Consider the following 14,870-nt stretch of genomic DNA (forward strand, 5'->3'; position numbering starts at 1 on the left):
CGCTGGATCCGTTCGTGCAACGAAGCGAGTACTTATGCAAACCCCCACATCCCCCGGCTACGCACCCGCGTATCTGGCGGCGGAGCTACGGCTGCCGACCAACGCCCTCGACTACACGATCCTCGCCATCTACTTCGTCGTGGTCCTCGGCATCGGCTTCGCCGCCCGGCGCTCGGTCAAGACCAGCCTCGACTTCTTCCTCTCCGGACGCTCCCTGCCCGCGTGGATCACCGGTCTGGCGTTCATCTCCGCCAACCTGGCCGCGACCGAGATCCTCGGCATGGCCGCCAACAGCGCCCAGTACGGCGCCTACACCGTGCACTGGTACTGGATCGGCGCCATTCCCGCCATGGTCTTCCTCGGCCTGGTGATGATGCCCTTCTACTACGGCTCCAAGGTGCGCTCGGTCCCCGAGTTCCTGCTGCTGCGCTTCGACAAGGGCGCGCACCTGCTCAGTTCGATCCTGTTCGCCTTCGCCGCCATCCTGATCGCCGGCGTCAACCTCTACGCCCTCGCGATCGTCGTCGAGGCGCTGCTCGGCTGGCCGCAGTGGGTCGCGATCGTCGTCGCCGGCTTCTTCGTCCTCGCCTACATCACCCTCGGCGGACTGTCCTCCGCGATCTACAACGAGGTGCTGCAGTTCTTCGTGATCCTCGCGGCCCTCATCCCGCTCGTGGTCCTCAGCCTGAAGAAGGTCGGCGGCTGGGACGGCCTGACCCACAAGCTCACCGAGACGCACGGCGCGGACTTCACCACCGCCTGGGGCGGCACCGGCATCGGCCACGCCAACCCGCTCGGCGCCAACTGGCTGACCATCGTCCTCGGCCTCGGCTTCGTGCTCTCCTTCGGCTACTGGACGACCAACTTCGCCGAGGTGCAGCGCGCCCTGTCCGCGAAGAACCTCTCCGCCGCGCAGCGCACCCCGCTGATCGCCGCGTTCCCGAAGATCTTCATCGTCTTCCTGGTGATGATCCCGGGCCTGGTCGCCGCCGCCGTCGTCCCGAAGATCGGCACCTCCGCCTCCGGGCTCCAGTACAACGACGCGATCCCCTACCTGATGCAGGAACTGCTCCCCAACGGCGTCCTCGGCATCGCGGTCACCGGTCTGCTCGCCGCCTTCATGGCCGGCATGGCCGCCAACGTGTCGTCCTTCAACACCGTGTTCACCAACGACATCTGGGCCAAGTACGTCGTCAAGGGCCGCGAGGACTCCTACTACGTGCGCTTCGGCCGGCTCATCACCGCCATCGGCGTGCTCGCCTCGGTCGGCACCGCGTTCCTGGCGTCGTCGTTCTCGAACATCATGAGCTACCTGCAGACGCTGTTCTCCTTCTTCAACGTGCCGATGTTCGTGGTGTTCATCGTCGGCATGTTCTGGAAGCGCGCGTCCGTGAAGTCCGGCTTCTGGGGCCTGCTCGCGGGCACCACCGCGGCGATGGTGAACTACTTCGTCCTCTACAAGAAGGACATCATCCACATCCCCACCGACCAGGGCGCCAACTTCGTCTCCGCCATCGCCGGGTTCGTCGCCGGCGCGGTGGTCATGGTGGCCGTCACCCTCTTCACCAAGCCCAAGCCGGAGGCGGCCCTGCAAGGACTCGTCTACGGCACCCGGTCCCCCGGCATGGCGGAAGCGCCCGCCCCCGGCGACGAGGCCTGGTACCGCAAGCCCGCGCTGCTCGGCTGGGGCGCCGTCGTCCTCGCCGCCGCCTGCTACATCCCGTTCTCGTTCTGATCGCGGGAGGATTGAGAGACCATGTCACAGTCTGAGAACCCCGGCCGGTCCGAGCACCCGGACCCGCACCCCGGTTACTCCGAGCAGGACGTACAGCGCGAGGTCACCGACCTGGAGGGCAAGTCCGCGACCGCCGCGCGCATCTTCGACCTGCGGCGCATCATCGGCGGGCTGTTCGTCCTCTACGGCGTCATCGTCACGATCACCGGGATCACCGACTCGCAGGCCGCCATCGACAAGGCGCAGGGCGTCAACATCAACCTGTGGACCGGGATCGGCATGCTGGTCCTCGGCGTGTTCTTCCTGGTGTGGCTCAAGCTCCGCCCGGCCGCGCCCCCGGTGCCGGCGACGGAGGAACCGGAGGCCGAGTAGGCCCCGGCAGGCGGCGGCCCGGACGGCCCCGCACGCTACGTGCGGCCCGCGCGGGCCAGCAGACCCGTGCGGGCCGCCAGGGCCGCCGCCTCCAGGCGGGAGCCCACGCCCAGTTTCATCAGGACCCGCTGCACATGGGTGCGGGCGGTGCTCGGGGCGATCCCCATCCCGGCCGCGATCAGCCGGGTGTCCTCCCCCTCGGCCACCCGCACCAGGACCTCCACCTCCCGGGGGGTGAGCAGCCGCAGCAGCCGCTGGCCCTCGTCGTCCGGCTGGGCGGCCGGGTTCAGCAGCTCACCGAAGGCCTCCTGGAGCAGTTGCGGAGCCACCGCCGCCTCCCCCGCGCGCGCCTTCAGGATCGCCCGCTCCACGCCCTCTATGCGCTCGTCGTGCCGCACATAGCCCGAGGCACCCGCGGCGAACGCCGCCGCGATGCCCCGCGGGGAGGGCACCGGCCCCAGCACGACCACCGCCACCTGCGGACGTTCCCGCTTGATCCGCGCCACCGGCTCGAACGCGCCCGGCCCGGCCGGTGCCGCCGTGCCCAGCAGGCACACCTCCGGCGCACGGCTGATCACCAGCTCCGCCGCGCCCGCCGCCGGCGCCGCCGCGGCCAGCACCCGGTGGCCCCGCAGCTTCAGCGCCGAGGCCAGCGCCTCGGCGAGCAGTCGGTGGTCGTCGACCACCATCAGCCGGACTCCCATCGGCAACCCCCCAGTTCCCTCCCGGAAGCTACACGCTCACCCGGTGCCGCGCTGCCCCTCCCGGCCAGAAGTGCCCCGGATCGCCGAAAACACCCGGCGCGCGGAAGCACCCCGCGACGCGGCGCGCGACGGCCCCGCCCCCGCGCGGGACGCGGGGGGCGGGGCCGTCGCCGGTGCGGCGGTGCGGCGGCCGGGTCAGCCGCCCGCGCCGAAGACCAGCGCCAGGTACTCCTTGCCGAAGGCCGACGACCGCTGCTTGTGGGCGTAGACCGCCGACATGTAGAGACGGCCCTGCCCGTACAGGAACTCCGCGTAGTCCGGGGACATGCCGGTCTCCGCGGCCCGTACGTCGCGCGTGGCCGGGTTCTCCAGCAGCACGGTCTCCTTGAAGCTGTCGCCGTCGAGGCTCACCACCTGGCCGCCCTTGTCGTAGGGCGGACGCTTGTAGGCGAGCAGGTTCCCGCCGTCCATGCGCAGCGGGTAGATCTGGTAGCCGTCGCCCGCGTCCCCGCGCTGGCCGGTCTGCCGGCCGGTGGCCAGGTCGAAGGCGACGATCTCGTTGGTCTGGCCGTGCTCGCCGCTGCCGTCGTGCTGCTCGGTCGCCAGGTACAGCCGGTCGTTGCCGGTCACGATGCCCGCGCAGAACTCGATCCGGGTGATCGCGTCGCAGCGGCCCGCGTACTGCTCACCGGGCGCGCTGATGTGGGAGCGCAGCTTGCCGGTCGCGCTGTCGACGGCGAAGAAGTCGGAGATGCCGTGGTCGCCGCCGAGGTCGGCCGCGACGACCAGCGGGTCGGTCGAGACGATCCCCGCGTACTCGATGCCCTTGGCCAGCTTGTACTCCGAGAGCACCTTCCCGGAGGCCGGGTCGACGGTCTGGATGAGCAGCTGGCGCCGGCCGTACGCGCCGCACTTGCGCACCGCGACCAGCTTCTCGCCGCCGCCGTACCCGGCGTCGTAGCAGGTGTCGCCGGTCTTGGGGCTCCACAGCGGCTTGCCGTCCGCGACGCTGAACGCGGCGCCGCCCGCGGTGCCGCCGACGGCCACGGTGCCGCCGCCGATGGTGACGTTGTTCAGGTTGACCGTCTCGTCGCCGGCCTTCACCACCCGCGTCCACAGCTTCCGGCCCGCCGCGAGGTCGATCACCGCGACCTGGCTGCAGCCGTGCGAGGGCTTGGCCTTGGTGGGCATGGCCGGTTCGTACACGATCGCCGTCCGGCCGTCCGCCGTGACGTGGCGGGTGGCCTGGCAGACCGGGCCGGGCAGCTTGAGCGTCCACAGCCTGCTGCCCTTGACCGGGTCGTACCCGCCGATCTCGGCGTTGCCGGTCTTGGCGTACACCTTGTCGGTGAGCCAGGAGCCGGTGGTGGCCGTCGTGTCGTCGACGGCGGGCATCGGGAGCCGGTACAGGACCTTGGCGGCGGGGTCGGAGGGCGCCTTCTCCTTGCCGTCCGTCGAGGTGCCGCCGGAACCGGTCCCGCCGCCGCTCGTGCCGCCGGAGGACGCGGTGTCCTTCTTGCCGCTGCCACCGGGCGAACTCGCGTACCAGACGCCGCCGCCGACGATCAGCGCGATGGCGGCGACGGCCGCCACGATGATCAGCAACTGCTTGTTGTCCCTGCGGCCCGGGCCGCCGCCGGGTACCCCGATGTGCGGCTGCGCCGGGGGCTGCCCGGGGTAGCCGTACCCGGGCTGGGCCGGGTGACCGTAGCCCGGCTGAGCGGGCTGACCGTAACCCGGCTGGGCCGGCTGGCCCGGGTGACCGGGCTGACCGTGACCCGGCTGGGCGCCGTACGGGCTCGGGGCGGCGGCCTGCGGGTAGCCGGGGTAGCCGTAACCCGCGGGAGGCTGGGGCGGCTGGGGTGCTTGAGGGGCCTGCGGGTAGCCGTAGCCGGGCTGGGGCTGCTGAGGGGGCTGCGGGTGGCCGTACCCCGGTGCCGGCTGCGGGGGCGGTGTCTGCGGCGGCACGCCGGGCTGCGCGGGCTGCTGGTCCTGGGGCTGCCCGCCGGGGGGCGGGCCGAACCCGCCCTGGTGCGGCGGCTGCTGGGGCGGCGGGGGCGGCGGCTGAGTCATGGGCGGATGCACCTCTGGGCGACGGGAACGGATCCGGGGCCGGGTTCGGACACGGGCCCCGGGACGCAACCGGGACCTGGCACGGGTCCGAGGAGGGGACCGGGGGCCGGGGACGGAAAAGGACGGTGAAGGAGAGGAAACCGGCAGGCCGGGGACGGCGCCGTGGCGCCCGGACCGCCCTGCCGGTGGCCGGGCCGCCTCACTTGCCGAAGGCGAGCATCAGCTTCTCCTTCGACTTGTCGTTGCCGTTCAGCCGGCCGGTGGAGATGTAGAACCGTCCGTCGACCCAGTCGACGTCCCGCGAGAAGAAGCCGTTCTCGATCTCCGCGGTGCCCCGCGGGTTCTGGAGCAGCTTCACCGGGGCGTGGTTCGCGCCCCCCGCCGCCAGGGACACGATCTGGCCGCCCTGGTCGTACGACGGCTCGACGTACGCGATGAGCCGGCCGTTCTCCACCTTCAGCGGCATCATCGAGGTGTCCGAGGGGGACTTGGCCCGCCACTTCTCCTTGCCGGTGGAGAGGTCGACCGCGACGATCTCGTTCGCTCCGGTGGTCTGCTTGGTGGGCAGGTAGAGGGTGTCGGCGTCGGCCGCCACGCCCTGGCAGCCCTGGAGGTCGCGGTTGAGGATGGCCCAGCCGCAGTCAGGGGCGAAGGTGCCCTTGACGTCGGCCTGCGAACGCACGGAGCCGTCGCTGTTCAGCGTCGACAGGTTCCAGTGCTTCTTGTCCTCGTCGGTGGAGTACAGCACCAGCGGGTCGACGGAGTAGGCGCGCTGGACCGACCAGCCCTTGGGGATCTTCCGGGTCCACCTGGCCCGGCCGGTGGCGGGGTCGAGTTCCTGCACCTCGTCGTGGGCGTTGGCGCCGCCGGCCCCGCAGGAGGCGACCAGGACCAGCCGGGAGCCGCCCGCGAACGCGGTCGGGAAGCACGCCTGGCCGTACCGCGTCTTCTCGTACATCTTGGCGCCGGTGCCGACGTCGTACGCGACACCGGACTGCGAGCGGCCCACCATCAGCGTCTTGCCGGTGAGGGACAGTTCGACGGTGAGCGCGCTGTCGAAGAGCGCGCCGTCGGCGACCGTCGCCTTCCAGCCCTTCTGCCCGGTGTTCAGGTCGATCTGCTGGAGCTGGTTGCACTTGGCGCGGTCACTGGTACCGCTCATGTACGCCACGACGACCTTGTCGTCGGCCGTCTTCTGCCCGGTCACCGCGCAGATCTTCTGCGGGAAGGCGACCGGCGCCCAGGTGGGCCTGCCGTCAGCGACGTCGTACGCGAAGAGCTGCTTGTAGGCGGCCTTCACCGCGGTCTTGCCGGTGATCCACATCCCGGGGGCGTCGGCGCCGCTGCCGGGGGCGTCCGGGGCCTCCTTGTACCAGAGCACCCGGGCCTCGCCGGGCTTGCGGCCCGCGTTGAGGTCACTGGAGTCCTTGCCGCCGTCGCCGCTGCCGTCACCCGGGTTGACCGGCGCGTCGGACGCGGTGCCCGCCGAACCCGACGGCCCGGCGCCGCCGCTCCTGCCCGCGACCGGCTTCTTGTCGCCGCCGTCGCGGCCGGTGACGGCCCACACGGTGCCGCCGACCACGAGCAGCGCGGCCACCGCCGCGCCGATGACGACGGCGGGCCTGCCCTTGAAGGGGCCGCGCGAGCCGCCGCCGGCCGGCGGGGTGCCGGGCGCGCCGGGGAACTGCGGCTGCGGGTGGCCGTATCCGGGCTGCTGTCCGTACGGCCCCGGCTGCTGCGGCGGCCCGTAGGGGCCGGGCGCGGGGGCACCCGGCGCGGGAGTGCCGTAGGGGCCCGGCTGGGCGTACGGTCCCGGCTGGGCGTACGGTCCGGGCCCGCCGTACGGGCCGGGCTGCTGCGGATAGCCGTGACCCGGCTGCGGCTGCTGCGGATAGCCGTACCCGGGCTGGGGCTGCGGCGGGCCGGACGGCGGGGCCGGCGGAGCGTCCTGGGGCGGCTGGGCCGGGGGCGGGGGCGGCGCCTGCCGGGGGTCCCCGGGAGCGCCGAACGCGCCCGGCTGCCCTGGTTGCGGCTGCGAAGGCCCGTCCTGCGGTGACGGTGCTCCGAAGCCACCCTGCGGCGGCTGACTGGGCGGCTGAGTCATCAGCGCGTTCCCCCCTCGTTCACTGATTTTTAGCCACGCCCTGAGATCCGTGGTGGACGCGGAGTCGTACGCGGACGGTTCCGGACAGGGCCCGGACGGCCCTTTCTATCACTGGCCGCCGGCCAGTCACCGCGCCCCGACCACCCCTGTTCCCAAGGGAGAACCGGCCCGTGATGGCGTCGTTACGCGCGCCCGTCCGGACCTTCACGCGTCTTCCACACGGCGCGCGCCCCGTCGTGCGCGCCGTGGTCCCCGCTACGCGTCCTCGGCGAGTTCGAGCCAGCGCAGCTCCAGTTCGTCGCGCTCCGCCGCCAGGTCGCGCAGTTCGGCGTCGAGTTCGGCCACCTTCGCGAAATCGGTGGCGTTCTCCGCGATCCGGGCGTGCAGGGTGCCCTCCTTGTCGGAGATCCGGTCCAACTGCCGTTCGATCTTCTGGAGTTCCTTCTTCGCCGCGCGCAGTTCGGCGGCGCTCTTCTCGGGCGAGGAGTTCTCCGCGGCAGGGGCCGCGGCCGAGGCGGCGGCCGCCGCCTGCTCCTCCATGCGCCGGCGCCGTTCCAGGTACTCGTCGATGCCGCGCGGCAGCATCCGCAGGGTGCCGTCGCCCAGCAGCGCCTGCACCGTGTCGGTGGTGCGCTCGATGAAGAACCGGTCGTGGGAGATGACGATCATCGAGCCGGGCCAGCCGTCGAGCAGGTCCTCCAGCTGGGTCAGGGTCTCGATGTCGAGGTCGTTGGTGGGCTCGTCGAGGAAGAGGACGTTGGGCTCGTCCATCAGCAGGCGCAGCAGTTGCAGCCGGCGGCGCTCACCGCCGGACAGGTCACCGACCGGCGTCCACTGCTTCTCCTTGCCGAAGCCGAACGTCTCGCACAGCTGTCCGGCGGTCATCTCCCGGCCCTTGCCGAGGTCGACGCGCTCACGCACCCGCTGCACGGCCTCCAGAACCCGCCAGGCGGGATCCAGTTCGGCGACCTCCTGGGACAGGTAGGCCAGCTTGACGGTCCTGCCGACGGCGATCCGGCCGCCCGCGGGCTGCGTCTCGCCCCCGGTGCGCGCCGCCTGCTCCATGGCCCGCAGCAGGGAGGTCTTGCCCGCGCCGTTGACCCCGACCAGGCCGATGCGGTCGCCGGGGCCGAGCTGCCAGGTGACGTGCTCCAGCAGCACCTTGGGGCCGGCCTGGACGGTCACGTCCTCCAGGTCGAAGACGGTCCGGCCCAGCCGCGAGGAGGCGAACTTCATCAGCTCGCTCCTGTCGCGGGGCGGGGGGACGTCGGCGATCAGCTCGTTGGCGGCCTCGATGCGGAAGCGGGGCTTGGAGGTCCGGGCGGGGGCGCCGCGGCGCAGCCAGGCCAGCTCCTTGCGGACCAGGTTCTGCCGCTTGGTCTCCTCGGTGGCGGCGATGCGTTCGCGTTCGGCGCGGGCGAAGACGTAGTCGGAGTAGCCGCCCTCGTACTCGTAGACGGCGCCGCGCTGCACGTCCCACATGCGGGTGCAGACCTGGTCGAGGAACCAGCGGTCGTGGGTGACGCAGACGAGCGCGGAGCGGCGCTCGCGCAGGTGCCCGGCGAGCCAGGCGATGCCCTCGACGTCGAGGTGGTTGGTGGGCTCGTCCAGGACGAGCAGGTCCTGCTCCTCGATGAGCAGCTTGGCCAGGGCGATGCGGCGCCGCTCGCCGCCGGAAAGCGGGCCGATCACGGTGTCCAGGCCCTTGGGGAAGCCCGGCAGGTCGAGCCCGCCGAACAGTCCGGTCAGCACGTCGCGGATCTTGGCGTTGCCCGCCCACTCGTGGTCGGCGAGGTCACCGATGACCTCGTGGCGGACGGTCGCCTCCGGGTCGAGCGAGTCGTGCTGGGTGAGCACGCCGAGCCGCAGGCCGCCCGAGTGGGTGACCCGCCCGCTGTCGGCCTCCTCCGCCTTGGCCAGCATCCGGATCAGGGTCGTCTTGCCGTCGCCGTTGCGTCCGACGACACCGATCCGGTCACCCTCGGACACGCCGAGCGACACACCGTCGAGCAGGGCACGCGTGCCGTACACCTTGCTGACGTTCTCGACATTGACCAGGTTGACGGCCATTTCACTCCTGCCCCGGGGGATGGATCGGCTTTCAAGCGTAGGGCCTGCGGGAGGGGGGTCCGGGCGTGGGAGTGTCATCACTCTTTGTGATGACGTGATCGGGATTCGGCCGCTGCGGTGGGAACGCAGGTCGCAGGATCCCACCCATGGGCGCCGCAGGCATCGACCACTTCTGGCTGGTGGAAATGGCGGGCGCAGAGGAGCGCCCCGTCGTCTACGTGTACGAGCGCGACCCGGTCACCAAGACGTACTCAGTCACCGGAATCCACCATGAGCGGCTGAAGCTCACCGTCCCCTTCGACATCGACATCGACCTGACGGAGATCGACCTTCTCTGATCGCGGCTTCCTCAGACGACCGTCGCCCCGGCCGCCGGGGACCCGGCGACCCGGACGGCCCGGCACGTCCCCGAGGCCAGCAGTGCCTTCGCCACCCGCGCGCCCGTCTCCTCGTCGGGAACCAGGAACGCCGTCGTCGGCCCCGACCCCGACACCAGCCCCGCCGGCGCGCCTGCCGCACGCCCCGCCGCGAGGGTGTCCGCCAGGGACGGGCGCAGGGACAGGGCCGCGGGCTGGAGGTCGTTGGTGAGGGTGGCGGCCAGCGCGTCGGCGTCGCCCTTCGCCAGCGCGGCCAGCAGGTCGGCCGAGGCCACCGGCCCGGGAATCTCCCGGCCCCGCGCCAGCCGGTCGAACTCGCCGTACACCGCGGGCGTGGACAGCCCGCCGTCGGCGACCGCGAACACCCAGTGGAAGGTGCCGCCCACCTCCAGCGGCGTCAGCCTCTCCCCGCGTCCGGTGCCCAGCGCCGCACCGCCCACCAGGGAGAACGGCACGTCGCTGCCCAGCCCGGCGCAGATCTCCAGCAGTTCGTCGCGGGACGCTCCGGTCCCCCACAGCGCGTCGCAGGCCACCAACGCGCCCGCGCCGTCCGCGCTGCCGCCCGCCATGCCGCCGGCGACGGGGATGTCCTTGGCGATGTGGACGTGCACGGCGGGGGCGAGGCCGTGGCGCTCGGCGAGCGCGAGGACCGCGCGGGCGGCGAGGTTCGTACGGTCCAGGGGGACCTCGGCGGCGTCCGGGCCCTCGCAGGTGACGCGCAGTTCGTCGGCCTCGGTGACGGTGACCTCGTCGTACAGGCCGACGGCGAGGAAGACGTTGGCCAGGTCGTGGAAGCCGTCGGGGCGGGCGGCGCCCACCGCGAGCTGGACGTTGACCTTGGCGGGGACGCGGACGGTGACGCTCACTGGGCTTCGGGCTCCTCGGGTCGGGCGGCGCGGTGCTCGGCGATCCGCGCGAACTCCTCCACGGTCAGCGACTCGCCGCGCGCCTGCGGCGAGACCCCGGCGGCCACCAGCGCCGCCTCGGCCGCCGCCGCCGAACCGGCCCAGCCGGACAGCGCGGCCCGCAGGGTCTTGCGGCGCTGCGCGAAGGCCGCGTCGACGACCGCGAAGACCTCGCGCCTGGTGGCGGTGGTCTTCAGCGGCTCGGCGCGGCGGACCAGGGACACCAGTCCGCTGTCGACGTTCGGGGCGGGCCAGAACACGTTGCGGCCGATGGCTCCGGCGCGCTTGACCTCGGCGTACCAGTTCGCCTTGACCGACGGGACGCCGTACACCTTCGAGCCGGGGGCGGCGGCCAGCCGGTCGGCGACCTCCGCCTGCACCATGACGAGGGTGCGCTCGATGCTCGGGAAGGTCTCGAGCATGTGCAGCAGCACCGGGACGGCGACGTTGTACGGCAGGTTCGCCACCAGCGCGGTCGGGGCGGGGCCCGGCAGTCCGGTGACGTGCAGGGCGTCGGAGTGGACCAGCGCGAACCGGTCGGCGCGCTCGGGCATGCGCGCGGCGATCGTGGCGGGCAGCGCGGCGGCCAGCACGTCGTCGATCTCCACGGCGGTGACCCGGTCGGCGGCCTCCAGCAGGGCGAGGGTGAGGGAGCCGAGCCCCGGCCCGACCTCGACGACCACGTCCTCGGGGGTGACGTCGGCGGTGCGCACGATACGGCGGACCGTGTTCGCGTCGATCACGAAGTTCTGGCCGCGCTGTTTGGTGGGGCGGACGCCGAGGGCCGCCGCCAGCTCGCGGACGTCGGCGGGGCCCAGCAGGGCGTCGGGGATGGGGCTGCTCACGGCACAAGGGTACGGGGCGCCGGCGCCCGTCCCGCCCGAGCACGCTGTGCGGCCCGCCCCGGCGGGCAGGTCCTGCCGCCCGGCCCGCCGGCGGGGCCCTCCCCTTTCCCCGGGCGCAGGCGCACGCCATTCCCAGGAGCGCGGGCGGTCGCCCCTCCCAGGAGCGCGGGCGGTCGCCTTTCCTAGGAGTGCAGGCGGTCGCCGCAGTGCGGCCACGGAGCGGCGCCCCGGCGGACGTAGAGCTTCTTCGCCCGGTACGTCTGCTCCTCGGCCGGGGCGTCCTGGGGGCGGCCGGTGCCGCCGAGGCCGTGCCAGGTGCCCTGGTCGAACTGGTAGAGGCCGCCGTAGGTGCCGGACGGGTCCTGGGCGTCGGGCCTGCCGCCGGACTCGCACTGCGCCAGCCCCTGCCAGTTCAGGTGGTCGGCGCCGCGCACCGACGGCGGATGCGGCCGGGTGCCGACCTTCACGATCTGTGTGCGGGGCGCGCGCACCACCACGGACTCCACGCGCCGCGGCCGCTGCCGCACGCCGTTGACGGTGCGCAGGGAGTACGTGACCCGGCGCACCCCCGGCCGTCCGGTCCGCTCGACGACCTCGGTGCCGCGGAACAGGGTGGGGTCGGCGGTGCGCCGGGTGAGGAACGGGATCGCCTCCTCGCGCACCTCGCGGCCGCCGGTGATCCGCAGCACGGTGACCGTCTGCCCGTCGCGCGGGAAGCTGTCCGGGGGGACGGAGGTGGTGTCCTGGCCCCGCAGGGTGACCCCGGCCTGCTCGACCGCCTCCCGCACGGTCGCCGCGTTGGTGCGGACGGTGCGCGGACGGCCGTCCGCCATGACCGTGACGGCGCGCTCGGTGCGGACGTCGAGCGTGAGTCCGGCGCGTCCGATGGGCCGGGAGCGGGCGGTCGAGAGATACGCGCCCTCCGCGCGCACCCCCCACTCCCTGAGCGCCCCCTCCACCGTGCGCGCCGTCGTCCACACCTCGCGCCGCTGTCCGTCGAGCGTGAGCCGTACCGGCCGCCCGTAGCGCACCACGACCTCTTCGCCGCTGGTGAGCGCCGCGCCCGGGGCCGGGACCACCGTGTCGTGCTCCCCGACGCGCACGCCCTCGTCGGCGAGCAGTTCCGCGACGTCGTCGGCGAAGGTGTGCAGGCTGCGCGGACTGCCGTCGACGCTGAGGTCGACCGCCTTGTCGTCGGCGACGAACGCGGTGGTGCCGCCCGCCAGGAAGGCGACCACCAGGGCCTGCGGCAGCAGCCGCCGCACGCCCGCCTCCGGCAGGTACGCGGGACGCGGACCGCGCCGCCGCGCACGCCGGCGCCCGCCCCGGCCGCCCGTCTGCCGCGGCACCACCGGGGCGGCGGCCGGCGGCCGGGCCGGGGCGGCCCCGGGCGGCCGGGCGGCGAAGGACCGGGCGGCGGCTTCGTAGGCGGGCCGGTAGGTGTCCTGGTAGGGAGGGGCCGGCGCGGGGTGCGGATCCAGGAGGTGACCGGAGGGCGGCTCCTGCACCGGCGCGGAGGACGCGTAGGCCCCCGCCGCCTCACCGGCCCCCCGCACCTCGGCCTCGTGGCTCTCGCGCGTCCGGTACGCCGGTTGCTGCGGCTCGTACGCCGTCCCGTGGGGCCCCTGCGGCGGGCAGGGCGGATACGGTGCGTGGCGTTCGTACGGCCTGGGCCGCTCATACGCGCCGTGGCGTTCGTACGCCTCGTACGTCTCGTACGGCGTGCTGCTCAACCGACACACTCCCGGGACCGAGATCAGGGTCCCCAGAACCTAGCGGAGCCGCCGTCACTCTCCAAAGCGGCGCCACTACGCTCCGTGCCCACACCGGCCGGACGCCGGCGGTGTCAGTAGCCGAAGGCGCGGGCGGTGTTGGCGGCGAGGGCCGTGGCCAGCGCGTCCTCGCCGATGCCCCGCACCGCGGCCATCGCGCGCACCGTCACCGGGACGAGATAGGGGGCGTTGGGCCGTCCGCGGTAGGGCGCCGGGGTGAGGAAGGGCGCGTCGGTCTCCACCAGGACCAGCTCCAGCGGGGCCACCGCGAGCGCGTCCCGCAGGTTCTGGGCGTTCTTGAAGGTGACGTTGCCGGCGAAGGACATGTAGTAGCCCGCCCGGGCGCACACCTCGGCCATCTCCGCGTCGCCGGAGTAGCAGTGGAACACCGTCCGCTCGGGCGCGCCCTCCTCCTTGAGGACGCGCAGCACGTCGGCGTGGGCGTCACGGTCGTGGATGACGAGCGCCTTGCCGTGCCGTTTGGCGATCTCGATGTGGGCGCGGAAGGACCGCTCCTGGGCCGCCATGCCCTCCGGTCCGGTGCGGAAGCGGTCGAGGCCGGTCTCGCCCACGCCCTTGACGTGGTCCAGGGCGGCCAGGCGGTCGATCTCGGCGAGCGCGTCGTCGAGGGCCGCGTCCCCGCCCGGCTGCCGGGCGTCCTGCCGCGACCAGCCGTCGGGGTCGCCGAGGACGATGCGCGGCGCCTCGTTGGGGTGCAGGGCGACCGCCGCGTGGACGCTGTCGTGGGCGGCGGCCGTCTCGGCGGCCCACTGCGAGCCGCGCACGTCGCAGCCGACCTGGACGACCGTGGTCACACCCACCGAGGCGGCCTTGGCGAGGCCCTCCTCCACCGTGCCGGACTGCATGTCGAGGTGGGTGTGGGAGTCGGCGACCGGTATCCGCAGCGGCTCGGGGAGCGGGGGCGCCGCGTTCTTGTCGGCCTTGGCGTTCGAGGGCATGCCCCGATCCTACGGAAGGGGCATGCCCGGCCGGGTCCGGCGGATCCTCCGGCGCCGGGCTCCCGGCGCCGTCACCCCTCCTTGCGGTGGAACGGGTGCAACAGGTCGGACAGGTGCCAGTGGTGCTCCTCCGGCTTCCGGGCCGCCGCCTCCTCCCCGGGCGCGGACTCGGACAGCGGGCCCGTCACGGGTCCCGCGGGCGCCTGCTGCCGGTGGCGCGCCTGCTCGTGCTCGTGCAGATGGCTCTGCGCGGAGGAGACCCGGCCGGCCCGCATGATGCGGACCACGTGGCCGTCGCAGTTCGTGCAGCTGGGCCTCGACAGCGGCGACGGCACGATGCGGCCGTCCGCCACGTACAGCACGAACTCGTTGCCGTCGGCGTCCGTGTGGTGCTCTATCTCGTAGGACTGCTCCCATCCGTGCCCGCAGCGCATGCAGGCGAAGGAGTACGACTCGTTGACGACGGCGGTGGCCGAACCGCGGAGGGCGGCCTGCCCTGCGATCTCACTCATGCCAGCTCCTCGTGTCCGCTGGACGAAGGGACGGGTGCGTCCCTTCCTCCAGTGGACGCCTCCACCCGGCGTGAACGCACCGGTCCTGCCGAGTGTTGGACCCGATTTGGGCGGCGCTTGCCCAAGCGTCCCCTGAACGGCAGGTGTCGCTTTGCTTTCCCGAAACGTCGCTTTACTCCCGCATGGGGCGCGCGCTCATGGGAGATACGCCCTGCTCAGCGGGGGTGTGAGCGACATCTCCCGACACCGCGCGGCCCGCCGTCCGTCAAGCCGCGTACTGGCGGTGTCACCCGGAGTGCGGGGGGCGCGTCACGGCCGGCGGGGGGCTCGGGGGTCAACGCCGGGGGTGCGGGCGTGCCCGGGCGTTGCCCACCGCGCCCGGCATGGGGCGTGAGCGTGCCCCGGCGTGGGGGCGCGGGGGCCCGGTGTGCCGGGCGCCGGG

General features: G+C 73.3%; 11 protein-coding genes and 1 pseudogene. 3 read left to right on the top strand and 9 right to left on the bottom strand.

Annotation, left to right across the window (positions count from 1 at the left end):
* The first annotated feature begins 34 nt into the window (after nucleotides 1-34).
* Both ABZ719_RS20755 and ABZ719_RS20760 read left to right on the top strand, forming a co-directional pair.
* Complete coding sequence (locus ABZ719_RS20755) at nucleotides 35-1,735, top strand: sodium:solute symporter family protein (RefSeq protein ID WP_366726648.1); 1,701 nt, start codon at nucleotides 35-37, stop codon at nucleotides 1,733-1,735.
* 21 nt (nucleotides 1,736-1,756) lie between these two features.
* The gene (locus ABZ719_RS20760; RefSeq protein ID WP_366726649.1) at nucleotides 1,757-2,107 is read left to right on the top strand and encodes a hypothetical protein; all 351 of its coding nucleotides are present in this window, start codon (nucleotides 1,757-1,759) and stop codon (nucleotides 2,105-2,107) included.
* A gap of 35 nt (nucleotides 2,108-2,142) precedes the next feature.
* Here ABZ719_RS20760 and ABZ719_RS20765 read toward each other — a convergent pair whose 3' ends face one another.
* The 4 genes from ABZ719_RS20765 to ABZ719_RS20780 form a co-directional block, all read right to left on the bottom strand.
* Nucleotides 2,143-2,811 carry a response regulator transcription factor gene (locus ABZ719_RS20765; protein ID WP_366726684.1) on the bottom strand — a complete coding sequence of 223 codons (669 nt, stop codon included), beginning with the start codon at nucleotides 2,809-2,811 and terminating at the stop codon, nucleotides 2,143-2,145.
* Between the two features lie 195 nt (nucleotides 2,812-3,006).
* Nucleotides 3,007-4,884, bottom strand: a complete 1,878-nt coding sequence (locus ABZ719_RS20770; RefSeq protein ID WP_366726650.1) for a PQQ-binding-like beta-propeller repeat protein — start codon at nucleotides 4,882-4,884, stop codon at nucleotides 3,007-3,009.
* A 199-nt stretch (nucleotides 4,885-5,083) separates the two neighbouring features.
* Complete coding sequence (locus tag ABZ719_RS20775; protein WP_366726651.1) at nucleotides 5,084-6,988, bottom strand: PQQ-binding-like beta-propeller repeat protein; 1,905 nt, start codon at nucleotides 6,986-6,988, stop codon at nucleotides 5,084-5,086.
* 255 nt (nucleotides 6,989-7,243) lie between these two features.
* Entirely contained in the window at nucleotides 7,244-9,058 is a 1,815-nt protein-coding gene (locus ABZ719_RS20780) for an ABC-F family ATP-binding cassette domain-containing protein (RefSeq protein ID WP_366726652.1), read from the bottom strand.
* Nucleotides 9,059-9,210: 152 nt separating this feature from the next.
* Here ABZ719_RS20780 and ABZ719_RS20785 point away from each other — a divergent pair.
* A pseudogene (locus ABZ719_RS20785) lies at nucleotides 9,211-9,396 on the top strand (Uma2 family endonuclease); the annotation flags it as partial.
* A gap of 11 nt (nucleotides 9,397-9,407) precedes the next feature.
* On the opposite strand, the gene ABZ719_RS20790 reads toward ABZ719_RS20785, so the two are convergent.
* The 5 genes from ABZ719_RS20790 to ABZ719_RS20810 form a co-directional block, all read right to left on the bottom strand.
* Nucleotides 9,408-10,301 carry a 4-(cytidine 5'-diphospho)-2-C-methyl-D-erythritol kinase gene (locus ABZ719_RS20790; RefSeq protein ID WP_366726653.1) on the bottom strand — a complete coding sequence of 298 codons (894 nt, stop codon included), beginning with the start codon at nucleotides 10,299-10,301 and terminating at the stop codon, nucleotides 9,408-9,410.
* Nucleotides 10,298-11,185, bottom strand: a complete 888-nt coding sequence (rsmA, locus tag ABZ719_RS20795) for a 16S rRNA (adenine(1518)-N(6)/adenine(1519)-N(6))-dimethyltransferase RsmA (protein ID WP_366726654.1) — start codon at nucleotides 11,183-11,185, stop codon at nucleotides 10,298-10,300. Before rsmA ends, ABZ719_RS20790 begins: the two co-directional genes overlap by 4 nt.
* Before the next feature lie 182 nt (nucleotides 11,186-11,367).
* On the bottom strand, nucleotides 11,368-12,918 hold the full coding sequence (locus ABZ719_RS20800; RefSeq protein WP_366726655.1) for a ubiquitin-like domain-containing protein: 1,551 nt from the start codon (nucleotides 12,916-12,918) through the stop codon (nucleotides 11,368-11,370).
* Between the two features lie 113 nt (nucleotides 12,919-13,031).
* Nucleotides 13,032-13,916 (bottom strand): TatD family hydrolase, encoded by an 885-nt coding sequence (locus tag ABZ719_RS20805; RefSeq protein ID WP_366726656.1) that lies wholly within the window; start codon nucleotides 13,914-13,916, stop codon nucleotides 13,032-13,034.
* Between the two features lie 71 nt (nucleotides 13,917-13,987).
* The gene (locus tag ABZ719_RS20810; RefSeq protein WP_366726657.1) at nucleotides 13,988-14,428 is read right to left on the bottom strand and encodes a hypothetical protein; all 441 of its coding nucleotides are present in this window, start codon (nucleotides 14,426-14,428) and stop codon (nucleotides 13,988-13,990) included.
* Nucleotides 14,429-14,870: the final 442 nt, after the last annotated feature.

The organism is Streptomyces sp. NPDC006743 (genome assembly GCF_040703815.1).
In the GTDB taxonomy this organism is placed as follows: Bacteria; Actinomycetota; Actinomycetes; order Streptomycetales; family Streptomycetaceae; genus Streptomyces.

Excerpts from the sequence above, each read along its gene's own strand:
- ABZ719_RS20755 (WP_366726648.1), top strand. The coding sequence starts at position 35 with ATGCAAACCCCCACATCCCCCGGCTACGCACCCGCGTATCTGGCGGCG.
- ABZ719_RS20760 (WP_366726649.1), top strand. The coding sequence starts at position 1,757 with ATGTCACAGTCTGAGAACCCCGGCCGGTCCGAGCACCCGGACCCGCAC.
- ABZ719_RS20765 (WP_366726684.1), bottom strand. The coding sequence starts at position 2,811 with ATGGGAGTCCGGCTGATGGTGGTCGACGACCACCGACTGCTCGCCGAG.
- ABZ719_RS20770 (WP_366726650.1), bottom strand. The coding sequence starts at position 4,884 with ATGACTCAGCCGCCGCCCCCGCCGCCCCAGCAGCCGCCGCACCAGGGC.
- ABZ719_RS20810 (WP_366726657.1), bottom strand. The coding sequence starts at position 14,428 with ATGAGTGAGATCGCAGGGCAGGCCGCCCTCCGCGGTTCGGCCACCGCC.
- ABZ719_RS20780 (WP_366726652.1), bottom strand. The coding sequence starts at position 9,058 with ATGGCCGTCAACCTGGTCAATGTCGAGAACGTCAGCAAGGTGTACGGC.
- ABZ719_RS20805 (WP_366726656.1), bottom strand. The coding sequence starts at position 13,916 with ATGCCCTCGAACGCCAAGGCCGACAAGAACGCGGCGCCCCCGCTCCCC.
- ABZ719_RS20775 (WP_366726651.1), bottom strand. The coding sequence starts at position 6,988 with ATGACTCAGCCGCCCAGTCAGCCGCCGCAGGGTGGCTTCGGAGCACCG.